Consider the following 15,509-nt stretch of genomic DNA (forward strand, 5'->3'; position numbering starts at 1 on the left):
ACATTTGAATATTATCATCCAATACTTATATTATTACATTCCTATTCATCCGTTTATCTCAATGTATAAGCTAACGAAACCAATACATTGCGAGGCATACTCGGCACCATTTGATAGCTCAACGACTGATTGTAATATTTCTTATCGAATATATTATTAACATTAGCCGATAATGTAACTCCATTATTCATCCTGTAAGATACTCCGCAATCGGTTAACCAATAAGATGGATATGTCATTGTATTAGTAGTATTACGGTATGTTTTATCCATGTATGATACAGTTGCATTAAATCCTAAGTTTTTGAATACACCTGCACCAATTGTATAATCAACAGCAGCAAGAAAGGTATTTGCAGGAACAAGTGTCAGCTTATAATCTTTCTGAGGATCTACCTCGATGTATTCGTTTGCCTTCATTTTAGAAACTTTAGCATCTGTATACCCATATTGTAGTTGAAAGAATAAGTTGCGAACCGGTGTCAGTTTTACCTCCAGTTCAACTCCTTGCGAAACAGTTGTACCAACCTGAGCTGTAACCGTTTTCAGAACCCCGTCTGTATCTTTTACATTCGACTTCGTCCTTTTATCGTTGTTTCGTTTGATATAGAAAGCCGATGCTGTTGCCTGAAGCCATGTTTTATATGCATAACGAGCTCCGACTTCGCCCTGATAACCTGTTTGGGGTTTGAATATTTCACCTCCTTTTTCAGGATAAAAACGTTTACCGTCAGAATTTACATAGATAACTTTTTCATCATAAAAATCACGATAAGGCATAAAAAATGACGCCATAGAACCATATACAGTCAGGTCTTTTGTTGCATCATAAACTACTCCTGCACGATAAGTAAATGAGCTTGTATTATTTACATTATAGGCTGTTTGGTCTGCTTTGTGATACTGTCTTTTGCCATCGTAAGTAGGAGCAGACGAACTCAAATATTTAAAGAAATCGTAACGACCAGCAACCAATACTTTCAGTTTATCGGTTACCTCCATCAAATCCTGAAAATAAATACCGTGAGAATAAGTACGGGTAATAGTAGCCTTCCCGAAATTAGATTTCATGTAACCTCCGCTTTGCGGATCATTTACAGCTACTTTTGAATATAACCCGGGACCGTATACATTGTAACTGCTGTTCATAGAGTCGTCCATCGGAGCTAAATTGTAACCCGTATACGAATTGCGGAACATCTGAGTAAACGCATAACCTGCAATAAAACTATGCTTAATATTTCCGGTAAAGAACTTTCCCGAGAAGTCCAACTGATCGTTCAATACATTTGTCTTATGTGAAAATCTCAATGGATAAGTGAGCTGGACAGTATCAAGGCTGATGTATTGCTTTTTATTATCCGCAGTCAGGTAATAATGTTTATAGATAGGATCAGCACTTTCGAGATAACTTAGCTCCTCTGTACCGAAATAGTTGATATCATCGGCATTGAAAGAAATATTATTCTGAAGTTTGAAATTCTCACTAAAATTCTTTTCGTATTTCGCGGCAATGTTCCATCCATTATTTTTAAAGAAATCAGATTCGTTGTTGTAACGAACCTTACGGTTCAGTCCCGGTTGCATTTCACCTGCTTTCAGATACAATGTACCATCAAGGTTATAAGTATCGTAAGACATATTAGGAGGTAAACCTATCTCTGTTCCATAAAAATCGCGATTAAAGCCTCCCCGAATATCAATATTGCTGGTAGCATCTAATTTTGCTCCCAAAGCCATATAAGCCGACAAACGCTGGTTACCATTGTGTCTCCAACCTTCCTGATCGGCGTAATTTACAACAGCCCTATAATTTACAGGTCCTGCCAGTTTTCCGCCTAAATCCATCGTAGCCTGCTTATTTTCCCAACTGCCGTACGACATTTTAAATCTTGCCATTTTTTGATCGGTTGGAGCTTTACGTACTATATTCAATGCACCGCCTACAACAGAATGCCCGTAAAGAACCGAGCCGGGTCCCTTCAGCATTTCCATCGATTCAACAGAACTTAGGTCTGAAAAAGGATTCGAATTTATCATTGTACGTTCGTCTCTTACTCCGTCCAATAAAACGGGAGCATTAGAAAATCCACGAATATACAAGGTATTGAAAGCACCGTAACTGGTATTCATTCTCACACCGGGAAAGAACTTCACGGCATCTTCCAGATTTACAATCCCTCTTGATTCAAGTAATTTTGCTGATACAGTATTTACCGAAACGGGTAAATATCGAAGAGGAACATTGAACTTGCCTATACTTACTTTTTTCGGACTAAAGTCTACAACCTCCACTTCTTTAATTGAGTAAACGGTATCAGTCATAGCCTTATTTTGAGCACTTAGTACTCCTGCTGCTATCAGAATAGCAACAGTTAATATATATTTTTTCATAAATGTAAATTCCTGAGATTATTTTATTGATATACCTGAAATAGAAAGACCGACCTTACTCCATTTTTTCGCCTGTAACTTCATAGATGGCTTTCTTTTCCATAATTCCATACTTGCGATGCTTAGCGATAAATTTCAGATGTGCAATATATAAATCCTGAATCTGAGAATTTTGCCCCAATCCTTCCATTCGAACATTTACTGTATAACCTTCTTTTTCGATATCGTTTTTCCAGTCTTCGGCTATATCATTTTTGGCATGCTCACCGGCAACAAACATAAGAGGTACAATTTCTACATGTTTTAATCCAGAAGCTTTCAATTGAGTCATCATATCATCGAAAGATGGATATCCTTCTATCGTTCCCACAAAAAAATTGCTGTGTCCTTTAGCTTTCAGCATATAGTCCAACATCGCATATTGTGCAGTATTAGAATCGTATGTTCCGTGTCCAACCAATACATAAGCTGTTTTTGGGTCAGTATTATCAGTTAATACACTTATCAGATTTTCATAATCTTCGGGAGTATAAAGCAATGGATCTCCGACCCTTATCTCTTTAAAATCGGACTTAACAGCTGCAATATCCTTATCCAAAGATTCTTTTTCAACGCCATCAATAATAGTTGAAGGCTGGATGAGCAGATGGGTATATCCTTCTTTTTTCAATTGTTGCAAAACAGTCAAAGGTTTCTCTTTCACAATACCTCTTTCACCTAAACGCTTTATCACAATACGAGCGGTATAAGCTTCACGAACTTCGACTGAAGGAAAAGATTCTTTAGCCTTCTTATTTAAGGCATCTATAGTTAATGCCCTGGTATCATCGTGTGTAGTTCCGAAATGCACCATCACTATTGCAGCTTTATCTCCCGGTTCCATATTGGCAAAAATGTCAGAATCTTCGTAATTCTTTCCACCATGGGCAGATACAGCTACCGAAACTATCAGAACTACAAACAGGCTTAATAAACTTCTCATTATTGTTTAAATTTTACAGTTAAACTTGCATATACAGTTCTCCCCGACGATGTAGTAGCATATCGGCTTCCAAAAGGTCTCTCGTCTTTGAAGTTGAATATGTTTTCGACTCCGAATCCCGGCTCGATAATAAATGCCTTACTGCCCGAAAAAGAGTGTGTAGTTGCGATATTCCATAAGTTATAAGAACGGGCATTTTCGTCCGAATAAAATACTTTGCTTTGCAGACGTCCGTTCAGATTTATGTTTAACTTATACTTACTCCATTCTTTATTCCAATTTGCATTAACAGTTCCCGTATGACGTCCTGCACCATACAATGGCACATTATCGACTCTGTTTACAGCATCCAGATAACTATATCCTAACCCTAAGGAGAAACCGTAACCGAGAAAAGCATTCATCGAAACATCAATACCTTGTGTACGGGCTTTCGAAACATTATTATACAGATAACGTTTGGTTACACCATTGGCTTTATCATCGTCTGTAAGGTCTACAACCGTACGATCTATAATATCGTGTATATTGTTAGTATAGCCTGTAACCGACATCGTAAAATATTTACTGATATACTCGGCATTCAACGAATAGTAATTCGATTTTTCAGGAATCAGATCCTTATTACCTTGACTGATTGTTGTTCCCGATAATTTGTCGTAATACAATTCAAGCAAATTAGGAGTTCTGAATCCGGCTGCATAAGATGCACGAAAATTGAAGTGATCTAATGCATACATAGCCGATAACTTGGGAGTAAACTTATTTTTAAATACTTCGTGGTGTATCAACCGGAATCCTGCGACAACAGATAATCTGTCTATTATCTTTATTTCGTCCTGAGCATACCATGCCATTGTATAAGCCGATTTAGCCTGCTCCATACTTTCAGGATTTCTCAGGTAATCATTTACAAAGTCCAAACCTGTATTCAGCTTATGATTTTCTCCGATACTGAATACGCCTTTCAAAGTAGAATTGAAATAACGTTGACGTTTTGTAAACTGGCGATCACCAACATTGTAAGTTATATTGTTACTTTTAGTCTCTTTTAAGTACCCTTTTTCGTACTCATAATTATCATAATAAGCATCGAATGTAATATAATCGACATGTTTACGGAAATGATATTCCCCTCCGGCAGCCATATTATAATCTTTATAAAACATATCATAAGTATAGTCACTCACAGGGCGGTCTGTACGTTTATCGTAATATGTACCTTTTGTATACAAAGAAATCATATTAGTAGGATCATATGTAAATTTCTGAGAAACCACATTTGACCTATAAGCTGCCATAGCTTGCTTATTGGTTTCTACTAAGGTATCACGGGTAGGTTTTGTTAGAGCTTTTTGCTCGTATTTACTCAATTGCCAGCCTTTAGATTCTCTGCGTTGGTAATTAGTCTGAGAGGTAAATTTGCCAAACTTCACTCCAAGATTAGTTGTTTGGTTGATAGTTCCATATTTAGAGACTCTATATGAAGAAGTAAAATCAACATTGTTAGCCGGAGTTTTAGTTATTATATTTATAACACCTCCCATAGCTTCTGACCCATATAACGAAGATGCTCCTCCTTTTACAATTTCAATACGCTTGACATTACTCATATCTATCCGCTCCAGATCGTTATCTCCACCGACATCACCCGAAAGCTTCTTTCCGTCAATAAGTATTAAGACTTGCTTATTACGAAGCCCTCCCATTACAATACTGTAAGAGCCTTTAGTCGAAATAGTGGGTGACAAGGCAGATAAAGCATCTTCGAAAGTTGCACTTCCTGTCCTTTCAATATCTTTTGCTGTCAATACTTCAACAGGAGTCGGAGTATCTTTTAACCGATGGTATGTGCCTGTTCCGGTGACTACCACTTCGTTAAGATTCAGATAATTTCGGGCTATGACCAGTTTAAGATCTGTGCTTTGGGGAGTAACAGGAAAACGCCCTGTCGTAAAATTCATGGCACTTGCCTGAATTGTGTAATCGCCCGAAGGAACATTGCTTAATGCAAATTCTCCCTTATCATCAGCAACAGTCGAGAACGAAGTTTTCTCGAGACGAACTACAGCTTCGGGTACAGTTTTTCCTGATTCGTCAACCACTACACCCTTAAATGTAACTTGCGCAACGACCACATGCAGCATACAGCACAACCATGCTGACAGCAATAACTTCTTTTTCATTAAAAATGGAAGTAAAATAGAGATTTATAATATATTCTTGACCCCGAGAATATTGAGTTTACTATTGTGCTAGGCAGGTTTCCTGACTTACTCTGCTTTCGAACGCCTTCCCATTCATCAAAGAACAGTGGCAAAAGATTTGTTCCTAAGCTTGCTAGAGTTCACAGTAGCGGGCACTGTTTCGGATTCTGACCGAATTCCCTTTTCAATGTATTGGACGAATATCCTGACACATCACCTTAGCGGATGCAAAGGTACTTCTAATAAATGTCAAAAAATACTCCTTTTAAATAAAATAGATATCGCAAGATAAAGCATAAATAAAATCTATATCACAATTCTTACTTAAAAGAAAACAATGAAAACAAATTCGTAACAGATTCTTTAAATTATCTTCTTTTTGGTGTAAAACCTACGTAACAAAAATAAAGGTGCTTTGTGTAGTTGAAATTTAGAAATTATATGCATCAAATGAATTACATTTTTTTACTGAAACAAAGACATATTTTAAGATACGCTTTGTCTATTCTATTCTTATTAATCTTATCTATTTATTCGCTATTTTCTCAAACCGCCATAAAAGGAACAGTCGTTGACGCCAAAAGTAATGAAACGCTTCCCGGTGTGGCTATCTCCATAAAAAATGCAGTATCCGGAACTTCATCTGATGCCGATGGAAACTATGAAATGCGACTTGCCCCGGGTAAATATACTATAACTGCGACTTATCTTTCATATACTACTCTCGAAATCACAGACGTAATAGTAAAAAAGGGAGAGATCACAGAACTAAACATTCCGATGCACGAATCAGCTCAGGCACTGAATGAAGTCGTTGTAGTAGGACTCGGACGAATCAATTCGGAAGTTGCATTACTCAACTCGATGAAAAGCTCGACAAGTGTAGTTAGTGGCATTTCGGCTCAACAAATTGCAAAGAGCCAAGACCGTGATGCATCAGAAGTTATAAAACGTATTCCCGGTATATCTATACTCGACGACAAATTTGTTGTTGCCAGAGGATTGTCGCAACGATATAACAATGTATGGATAAATAACAGTGCGATACCCAGTTCGGAAGCTGATACAAGAGCATTTTCGTTCGATATCATCCCAAGTTCTCAGATAGAAAATATAATGATTGTGAAATCACCTCAACCGGAATTGCCTGCTGATTTTTCAGGAGGATTCGTAAAGGTCGAAACCAAAGGTATTCCCAACGAAAATGCAATACAATTAAGCTATGGAGTGGGCATAAACACACAAACTCAGTTTCACGATTTTAAATATAATAAAGGCAGCGGAACCGATTTCTTAGGATTCGATAATGGCATGAGGTCACTTTCGGGATCAGTAAAAGGCCTACTCGATAATAATGATGCTACAGCCGTAACCGATGCTACACGCAATGGATTTAATAACGACTGGACTGTAAAAAATAAGAAACCTTTACCCGATCAACGTTTCAGCTTCCTTATCAACCGTAAATATCAAACAAGCGATAATGGCCTATGGGGGTTAATTGCTGCACTTAATTACAGTAATACCAACAAAACATATACTGATATGGAAAACTCTCGATTCGGGGTATATAATTCAGACAAAGACGAATCGGTTTACCTATACAAATATACAGATAACCAATACACATCGGAAGCTCGTGTAGGAGCATTGGCTAATTTGATATATAGACCAAACGATAAGCACAAGTTCGAATTCCGTAATATATTTAACCAATTAGGACGTAACCGCTATACAGAAAGAGACGGATATCAGTATATCAGCGCACTGTATGTACAACGCAAAGCCGAGTATATATACAATAGCAGAATGACTTATTCGGGACAATTTGCTGGTTCACACATTCTATCGGCAAAAGATAATCTGGACTGGACTCTAGGATTCTCTTATGCTAATAAAAAACAGCCGGACAGACGCATGATCAACTGGGACGAAAACGGGTTTGTGGGTGATGCACACGAAGGTGAAATGATGATAGACCAGAATCAGATAAGCCGCGACTACAGCAAACTCGATGAATACACCTATTCTTTAGGCACAAACTATTCACATGTTTTTGATTTCGACAATGGAATTAAACCAGTATTCAAAGCAGGAACTTATGCCGAATACCGCGATCGCAAATATAAAAACAGGGCTTTTTACTATCGTTGGTATCAAAATAATATGCCCGAAGATTTTCCTTACAGAGATGTAGTTTCGGAAATTCTTATCCCTGAAAATTATGATGCTTCGAAACTATATATCTACGAAGATACAGATAACCGCAACAGCTACTCAGGAAAAAATACTTTAGCTGCCGGATATGTAGCGGTAAATCTGCCTATCAACAAATGGAATATCTATGCAGGCGTACGTTTGGAGCATAACAAAATGGAGCTCGAAAGCTACACTACAATTAAAGAAAATGCAACCAGAACAAAGGATTATACCTATACAGATATCTTTCCTTCGATGAATGTTACATACAACATCAATAAAGAAAACCTTGTTCGTTTGGCTTACGGACGTTCGACCAACCGTCAGGAATTCAGAGAAGTATCATCATCTGTTTACTATGATTTCGACATGTTCAGCGATGTAAAAGGAAATGCTGACTTAACTCCCGCATACATTAACAACTTCGATGTCAGATATGAATTTTATCCTTCATCTTCAGAAATTATTTCATTAGCAGTCTTCTATAAGAATTTCAAAGATCCTATTGAATGGACTTATCTTGATGCAGGAGGTAGTTACACATATACTTTCATCAATGCAAAATCGGCTAATAACTACGGTATTGAATTAGATATCAAAAAGAGCCTCGATTTTATCGGACTGAAAGACTTCTCTTTCACCTTCAATGGAGCTATTATAGACAGTAAAGTAAAATTTGAAGAAGGTGCCATAAACGATCACGATCGCCCGATGCAGGGACAATCTCCTTACCTGATCAATACAGGAGTATTTTACCAAAATGACAAATGGGGATTAACATCGAGCCTTCTGTATAACATCATCGGAAAAAGAATTGTAGGTATCGGAAAAGTAGATACAAGCGAAGGATCAACCATCAACAACGACATCCCCGATATGTACGAAATGCCGCGTAATACAATCGATTTTTCTTTCACTAAAAAAATCGGAAAACAATTTGAAGTTAATGCAGGCATAAAAGATATTCTGGCTCAAAAAGTTCAGTTCAAGCAGTTTCCTAAGTTCGAAGACAGCGAAGGGAATATACACGAACGCGAACAGGTTACTAAAGAATTTAAACCGGGACGTAATATTTCGTTAACGGCAAGATTCAATTTCTAAGGAATAATAATAACTAATAGTACACTACTATAACAAAGAAGGTCTGAGACCTTAAACCTTTTGAAAATAAATTGATTAATTATGAAGACATTTAGATTATTAGCAAAAACGCTATTCGTTGCAAGTATGGTTATCCTAACGGCTTGTAGCGATAATGACAACAATGATGACAATAATGGAGGCGGAGGTAGTTCAACCGAACAGATTCTGTTTGGAGACGGAACTCAAATAGGTAATGGAGAACAGGAATTCAAAATAAAAGAAAGCCATACCATAAAGAAAGGAACTTATGTTCTGAAAGGCTGGGTGTATGTTGAAGAAGGTGCAACACTTACAATCGAACCCGGAACTATAATAAAAGGCGACAAGGATACTAAAGCTGCTTTAATTATTAAACGTGGAGGTAAGATTAGTGCACAAGGTACAGCATCTTCACCTATCATCTTCACTTCTAACCAAGCCAAAGGAAGCCGTAAACCTGGAGATTGGGGTGGTGTTATTATCTTAGGAAAAGCGAAAAATAACTCAAGTGTAATGACTGTAGAAGGTGGTCCTGATGCAGAACATGGTGGTAGCGACGATACCGACAACTCGGGAGTATTGAGCTATGCCCGTATCGAGTTTGCCGGCTATCCATTCAAAGAAGACCAAGAAATTAATGGTCTTACATTAGGATCGGTAGGATCTGGTACAAAATTAGATCATATTCAGGTATCATACAGTAATGACGATTCATTCGAATGGTTCGGAGGCTCTGTTAATGCGAAATATTTGATCGCTTATCATGGTTGGGACGATGATTTCGATACAGACAACGGATTCAGTGGTAAATTACAATATTTACTAGCTGTACGTCATCCCAAAATCGCTGATACATCTCTATCAAACGGATTCGAATCAGATAACAATAAAGATGGAACAACAAGCGAACCTATCACATCGGCAGTATTCAGCAACGTTACATTTATTGGACCAATCGGACAAGATGCTTCATTTGCCAATACAACTCAATATATAACAGGAGGAACTCTAAACCCTAACAACGGATCTAAACTCGGAACTTTCCAGGCAGCTATGCAAATCCGTCGTAATTCTCGTCTAAACTGTTTCAATTCAGTAGCTGTAGGTTTCCCTGTAGGTTTGATTCTTGACAACGAAAAAGGAGCGACCCAAACAGCTGCCACCAATGGCAATCTGAAACTGCAAAACCTATTCTTCGCAGGTATGACTATCTTAGGTAGCGATATCAATAAAAAATATCTTGACCAATTTTCTACAGATGGTAAAACAATTGCTGACGAAACAAAAGAATCGTTCTCTAGTTCGTTCTTCAAGCTGGCAGCAAATAATAACAAATCATATGCTAATATTTCTGATTTGAAACTAAAACAACCTAATAGTTTGGTAGCTAGTCCTAGCTATGCTCCTTCTACAGGAAGTCCGTTATTAAATGGCGCAGTATTTACTGACGCATTACTTCAATCAGGTTTCGATAAAGTTACTTATGCCGGAGCTTTTGCCAGCGATGCTACATCTGACGACTGGACAGCAGGATGGGCTAACTTCGATCCTCAGAATACTACATATTAAGCTCAATAATTGAATATTACCTAATCACTAGGGTAAATACTAAACAGCTGCAAGAATAAACTTGCAGCTGTTTCTCTATATCCAATTTTATACTCCTTATATAAATAAGTGCCATATCTGCGTAACCAAGAAACAAACAATAAATCCTAAAATCACAGGCAATATAGTAGCCACAACAGTCCATTTAGCACTATTGGTTTCTTTATAAATAGTGTAAATAGTAGTACTGCAAGGATTATGCAGCAGACTGAACAACATCAGATTAACACCTGTAAGTAAACTCCAGCCTCCTGCATGAAGAATATCTGCAATCTCCGATTCTGTACCATCAAACAAAACTCCTGCCCCACTCCCCATAGCTACAGACTTCAGGCTAAGCACTGTCAGCATCAGAATAGTAGGAATAACAATCTCATTAGCAGGTATAGCCACAATATAAGCCAAGAGAATAACACCATTCAACCCCAGAAACAAGCCAAAAGGATCGAATGCATCTATAGCCCATACAGCAATACTTTGCCCCGAGATATCGATATTGCTTATCAGCCAGATTACAGCCCCCGCAGGTGCAGCAAACATAACGGCACGACCAAGAATTATCAATGTACGATCGATAATAGATGTATAAATAGTTTGCCACAATCGAGGTGGACGATAAGGTGGCAATTCTAAAACAAAGAAAGACGACTTACCTTTCAATAATGTTTTTGAAAGAAACCAAGATGTAAGAAAAGTAAAAGCAATACCCAAAACAGCAATGCCGATTACCGAGCCTGTAGCCACTAAATGCGATAATCCCGATGGCACAACCGCCCCGATAAAAATAGTAGCTATGAGTATTTGAGTAGGCCACCGACCATTACACAGCGAAAAGTTATTCGTAATAATGGCTATTAATCGTTCACGAGGACTGTCTATAATCCGTGTAGCCACTACTCCTGCGGCATTACATCCAAATCCCATGCTCATAGTCAGAGCTTGTTTACCATGTGCCCCTGCTTTTCGGAAAATATTATCGAGATTGAAAGCAATACGTGGTAAATAGCCAAAATCTTCGAGCAAAGTAAATAGAGGGAAGAAAATAGCCATGGGAGGTAACATCACAGCTACAACCCATGCTGTAGCCAGATAAACCCCATCGAATAATATTCCGCTAAGCCACCCCGGAAAATGGAGTAATATACCTAAATCTTTCAACAAGGGATAGACTTTATCAATCAATAGTATTGATAACAATTGCGAAGGATAATTTGCCCCCACAATAGTAATCCAAAGTACAATACCCAACATTAGTAGCATAATAGGAAATCCCCATACACGGCTGGTTACAATATTATCGATAGCCCTGTCGATCCGAAAAGACTGCTTTTTATCCTTTGTCTTCACCGAGCTCTCGACAATACGGGCAGCATCTACATAAATACCTTCAGTAAGATCATCATGCAGACTTCCCCCAACCTTCAATCTCAAGTCATCAGCTTCAGACAACAAACTTTGTAACAATTGTTCTTTATCATTCATATCAAACAAGCCTCCCTTCCTGCAGTGCTTTCTTTATACTTTCGTCTCCCTCCAGTAGCCGCATGGCTATCCATCGGCTGTTTGGTAAATCGGGGTAAAGTTGGACTAATTTATCACTCAATCTCTGAATAGCATCCGCAGTTTCGTCAGACATGTTTTTTATTCGGTGAGGTTTGGTTATAATCTTACCTGCTGCCAAATCATATATGGTTTGTAACAGATCATTTATACCTTTATTTGCCCGTGCCGTTGTTGGAACAACGGGAATCCCCAAGTCCCTCGACAAAGTACGGTCATCAACATCAATTCCATGCCGATGAGCCTCATCCATCAGATTAAGACACAGCACAGCCTTATCTGTAATTTCCAGAATCTGCAATGCCAGATTAAGATTTCTTTCTAACCGCCCCGCATCAGCAACAATGATTGTCACATCAGGTTTTCCGAAAAGGATAAAATCACGAGCAATCTCCTCATCTTCCGAAGTCGAAAGCAAGGAATATGTTCCGGGAAGATCGACCAATTTAAATGTCTTATCCAGAAATGAAAAGCTCCCCATGGCCGTAGCAACTGTTTTGCCCGGCCAATTGCCGGTATGCTGTCTCAAGCCGGTTAAAGTATTAAATACGGTACTTTTACCGGTATTAGGATTTCCCGCCAAGGCTACCACATAGTCGTAAGCCATCGCCTGATCACCTAATTTTTTCAGATTTGCACCTGTATTATAACTGCAAGTATCACATATTTCATTCATTTTTCAGTACCTCTCTTTCTACAAAAACCTCATCGGCCTGCTCTTTCCGCAAAGCGATCAACGTATCTCTCAGACTATATGCGATAGGATTTCCCAAAGGACTTATGTTTTGCACAGTTATAATTGTGCCACGAACAAACCCCAAATCGAGTAAGCGTCGCCTAGCTTCTCCTCTGCATTGATCCGATAGCCCCGTAATGCTGGCTGTTTCGCCATATTTCAGTTCTGACAATTTCATTTCCGTTATTTATCAATCAGTTATCCTCAAAAGGTTACAAAGGTTATTCTAAAATTGCACTTTTTCATCAATAACCTTTTTTCTCGTAACTTGTTACTTATAACTATTTTACTTATAGATAAAATCATTCTTACCACAAATTATACCTTACCCCCAAGAATAATTTTGTTCCTTGCAGAGGAGCATAATTATAACTGGTATCAAAAGTATATCCATATGGGTTATTAATAGGATCATCAACATTCTTATCGAATGGATCTTCAGCACGTATTAAAGAATACTTTGGTCTAAAGTTAAAAATATTCTTCACACCTCCATATACTTCGAATCCTGATCCTTTAAAAGCCTTTCTTACTTGTATATTAGCCAAAGTAAACCAGGGAGAATACTCCGGACGGTAATCATTCGGTTCGATAGGCAGGCGCATCGGCCCTGTCCAGGTTCCTGTAAAGTTGACAGAAAAGTCCTTTGGTAAATCATAATCCACAGTATATGTACCGCCCCATTTGGGTGCATGCAACTGCTGAATACGTTCCATCGCCCCGTTTTCATCCTTTTCTTTCGAAAATACATCCTCGTAAGTCACACCCAAAGATATCTTCAAGGGAATATTGAATACAAAATCCATATTCAACGAAGCACCCTGTGAAATTGCATGCCCATCAAGATTCGAATAAATAATTTTTTTAGGATCAGTATCAAAATCACCTATTATTTTATTTGTAAAATACGAATAAAAGCCTGTCATATCAAACCCCACATAAAAATTATCAGTATTCACTTTCAATACATAATTGAGGTTGGCATTATACGACCTTTCGGGTTTTAAGTTTTCTTTTATAACAACCTCTCTTGCTCCGGTAAGAGCAGCATGATCTTCCGTAAATAAATTAACGACTCTGAATCCTGTACCAAAACTAGCTCTCAGGGTATTATTACTATTCGGGGAAAAACGATATGCAAAACGGGGAGAGTGTACACTTCCGTGATTTTTGTCATAATCATACCTATAACCTCCCAATAAGGTATTTTTACCATTAATATGCCATTCGTCCTGTATAAAAACACCCGGAAGTGGTGTTTTGTTGGGTTTATTTTTAGTTCCATCACTCGACATCGTAGCGGGAGTATTATCGTCATAATAATTGTAGCGGTACGAAGCCCCTAACAGTAAATTATTTTTCTCACCTAATGGCTTATCCCAATATGCCTGTACAAAATATACTTGCTGTTTTGCCATATAAGGAGTATTACCGTACCACGAATTCTGCTCGTGCCAATTATATGAATACTGAGTATATATATTTTCGGCAGTAGGCAGTTGATATGCCCCGAACAACTCTACCCGATTAGTATACACACTTTCGGCATAGATAGAATCGCTGCCTCTCCAACTTTTATCCCAGTTCATCTGTCCCCCCCAGCGATCTTCATACACATAACGAGCCCCGATATTAGCGATCTTGTTATCATCACGCTTGAAATTCCATTTATTAAAGATCGAGATACGGTTCTGTAAAGTTACATCCGTAAAATTATCGTGATTCTTGTCTTTCTTGTCATTATAATTAAAATAGTTTACACCCAATAAGGTAGATACCTTATCACCCATATTTAGTTTAAGAGAACCATCTACATTATATTCGTTCCAAGATGTGCCGAAAGCATCGAAACTAACCAGAGGCGCATTCTCTGGATTTTTAGTTATAACATTTATTATCCCTCCCATAGCTTCCGATCCGTATAATGACGATGCAGGACCTTTTACAACCTCTACCCGCTCGATCAGACTATTAGGAATGCCATTCAAACCATATACCGTAGATAAGGCACTTACGATGGGCATACCATCTATCAATATCATAGTATAAGGACCTTCCATGCCGTTTATATGAATATCGCCCGTATTACATACATTGCAATTGATTTGAGGTCTTACCCCATTCACCATCCCTATTGATTCGAATAAAGAAGGTGCCGGATTTTTGTGGAAAAGAACAGGAGTAACCACTTCAACCGGGATAGGGCTATTCAATCGGCTCACAGGGCGCATAGTACCTGTTACCACAACCTCCGATAATGAGCTATCATCGGATAAAAGCTCGATATTGAGCACCTCTAAGGATGCATTTTTTACAGCAACACTCCCTTTATAGGTTTTATAACCTAAACTGCTAACCTGTAACTGATATGTACCGGAAGGAATCTTTCGTATTTCGAAATATCCTGTTGAATCGGTGGTTGTCCCGACATTTAATTTCGGAATATTTACTGAAGCAAAATCAAGAGGCTCGCCGTTATTTCTGACAAAGCCCTTTACTACATTCTGAGAGAATCCTTCCTGTACAATCAAACTAATACCTAAAACTATAAACAATATATATTTCATAATTCAAACTTAAGGTCTAAGACCTTTTTATTACTTTGGTAAGAGTAACGACCAAAGACCGTTATAAACTGAAAGCATTTATTAGAATCACAAAAATACAAAGTTAGATCAATCTAACAAATTTATTTGAATAAT

Annotated in this window: 7 protein-coding genes, 1 pseudogene and 1 riboswitch; of the genes and pseudogenes, 2 read left to right on the forward strand and 6 right to left on the reverse strand. The window is 38.0% G+C overall.

What is annotated here, in order from left to right:
- Window positions 1–53: 53 nt before the first annotated feature.
- The 3 genes from AABJ51_RS08500 to AABJ51_RS08510 are packed head-to-tail and all read right to left on the reverse strand — an operon-like array spanning window position 54 to window position 5,561.
- Window positions 54–2,393 (reverse strand): TonB-dependent siderophore receptor, encoded by a 2,340-nt coding sequence (locus AABJ51_RS08500; RefSeq protein WP_338375522.1) that lies wholly within the window; start codon window positions 2,391–2,393, stop codon window positions 54–56.
- A gap of 55 nt (window positions 2,394–2,448) precedes the next feature.
- Window positions 2,449–3,375: a sirohydrochlorin cobaltochelatase gene (locus AABJ51_RS08505; RefSeq protein WP_338375524.1), complete on the reverse strand. Its 927-nt coding sequence runs from the start codon at window positions 3,373–3,375 to the stop codon at window positions 2,449–2,451.
- Entirely contained in the window at window positions 3,375–5,561 is a 2,187-nt protein-coding gene (locus AABJ51_RS08510) for a TonB-dependent receptor (protein WP_338375526.1), read from the reverse strand. Before AABJ51_RS08510 ends, AABJ51_RS08505 begins: the two co-directional genes overlap by 1 nt.
- A 55-nt stretch (window positions 5,562–5,616) precedes the next feature.
- Window positions 5,617–5,818: riboswitch (cobalamin riboswitch) on the reverse strand.
- Window positions 5,819–6,032: 214 nt separating this feature from the next.
- On the opposite strand from AABJ51_RS08510, the gene AABJ51_RS08515 reads away from it, so the two are divergent.
- Window positions 6,033–8,882: a TonB-dependent receptor gene (locus AABJ51_RS08515; RefSeq protein ID WP_338375528.1), complete on the forward strand. Its 2,850-nt coding sequence runs from the start codon at window positions 6,033–6,035 to the stop codon at window positions 8,880–8,882.
- Window positions 8,883–8,963: 81 nt separating this feature from the next.
- Window positions 8,964–10,472, forward strand: a complete 1,509-nt coding sequence (locus AABJ51_RS08520) for a beta-helix domain-containing protein (protein WP_338375530.1) — start codon at window positions 8,964–8,966, stop codon at window positions 10,470–10,472.
- Between the two features lie 96 nt (window positions 10,473–10,568).
- Here AABJ51_RS08520 and feoB read toward each other — a convergent pair.
- The 3 genes and pseudogenes from feoB to AABJ51_RS08535 form a co-directional block, all read right to left on the reverse strand.
- A pseudogene (gene feoB, locus AABJ51_RS08525) lies at window positions 10,569–12,747 on the reverse strand (ferrous iron transport protein B).
- On the reverse strand, window positions 12,740–12,985 hold the full coding sequence (locus AABJ51_RS08530; protein WP_338375532.1) for a FeoA family protein: 246 nt from the start codon (window positions 12,983–12,985) through the stop codon (window positions 12,740–12,742). The pseudogene feoB and the gene AABJ51_RS08530 overlap by 8 nt, the downstream one beginning before the upstream one ends.
- Window positions 12,986–13,115: 130 nt before the next feature.
- The gene (locus tag AABJ51_RS08535; protein ID WP_338375534.1) at window positions 13,116–15,374 is read right to left on the reverse strand and encodes a TonB-dependent receptor; all 2,259 of its coding nucleotides are present in this window, start codon (window positions 15,372–15,374) and stop codon (window positions 13,116–13,118) included.
- Window positions 15,375–15,509 lie beyond the last annotated feature (135 nt).

The organism is Indolivaga capnocytophagoides (genome assembly GCF_036511535.1).
GTDB lineage: Bacteria > Bacteroidota > Bacteroidia > Bacteroidales > Dysgonomonadaceae > Dysgonomonas_A > Dysgonomonas_A capnocytophagoides.

Bases quoted from the DNA above. Each gene is read 5' to 3' on its own strand.
- AABJ51_RS08500 (WP_338375522.1), bottom strand. From the start codon at position 2,393: ATGAAAAAATATATATTAACTGTTGCTATTCTGATAGCAGCAGGAGTA.
- AABJ51_RS08505 (WP_338375524.1), bottom strand. From the start codon at position 3,375: ATGAGAAGTTTATTAAGCCTGTTTGTAGTTCTGATAGTTTCGGTAGCT.
- AABJ51_RS08510 (WP_338375526.1), bottom strand. From the start codon at position 5,561: ATGAAAAAGAAGTTATTGCTGTCAGCATGGTTGTGCTGTATGCTGCAT.
- AABJ51_RS08515 (WP_338375528.1), top strand. From the start codon at position 6,033: ATGAATTACATTTTTTTACTGAAACAAAGACATATTTTAAGATACGCT.
- AABJ51_RS08520 (WP_338375530.1), top strand. From the start codon at position 8,964: ATGAAGACATTTAGATTATTAGCAAAAACGCTATTCGTTGCAAGTATG.
- AABJ51_RS08530 (WP_338375532.1), bottom strand. From the start codon at position 12,985: ATGAAATTGTCAGAACTGAAATATGGCGAAACAGCCAGCATTACGGGG.
- AABJ51_RS08535 (WP_338375534.1), bottom strand. From the start codon at position 15,374: ATGAAATATATATTGTTTATAGTTTTAGGTATTAGTTTGATTGTACAG.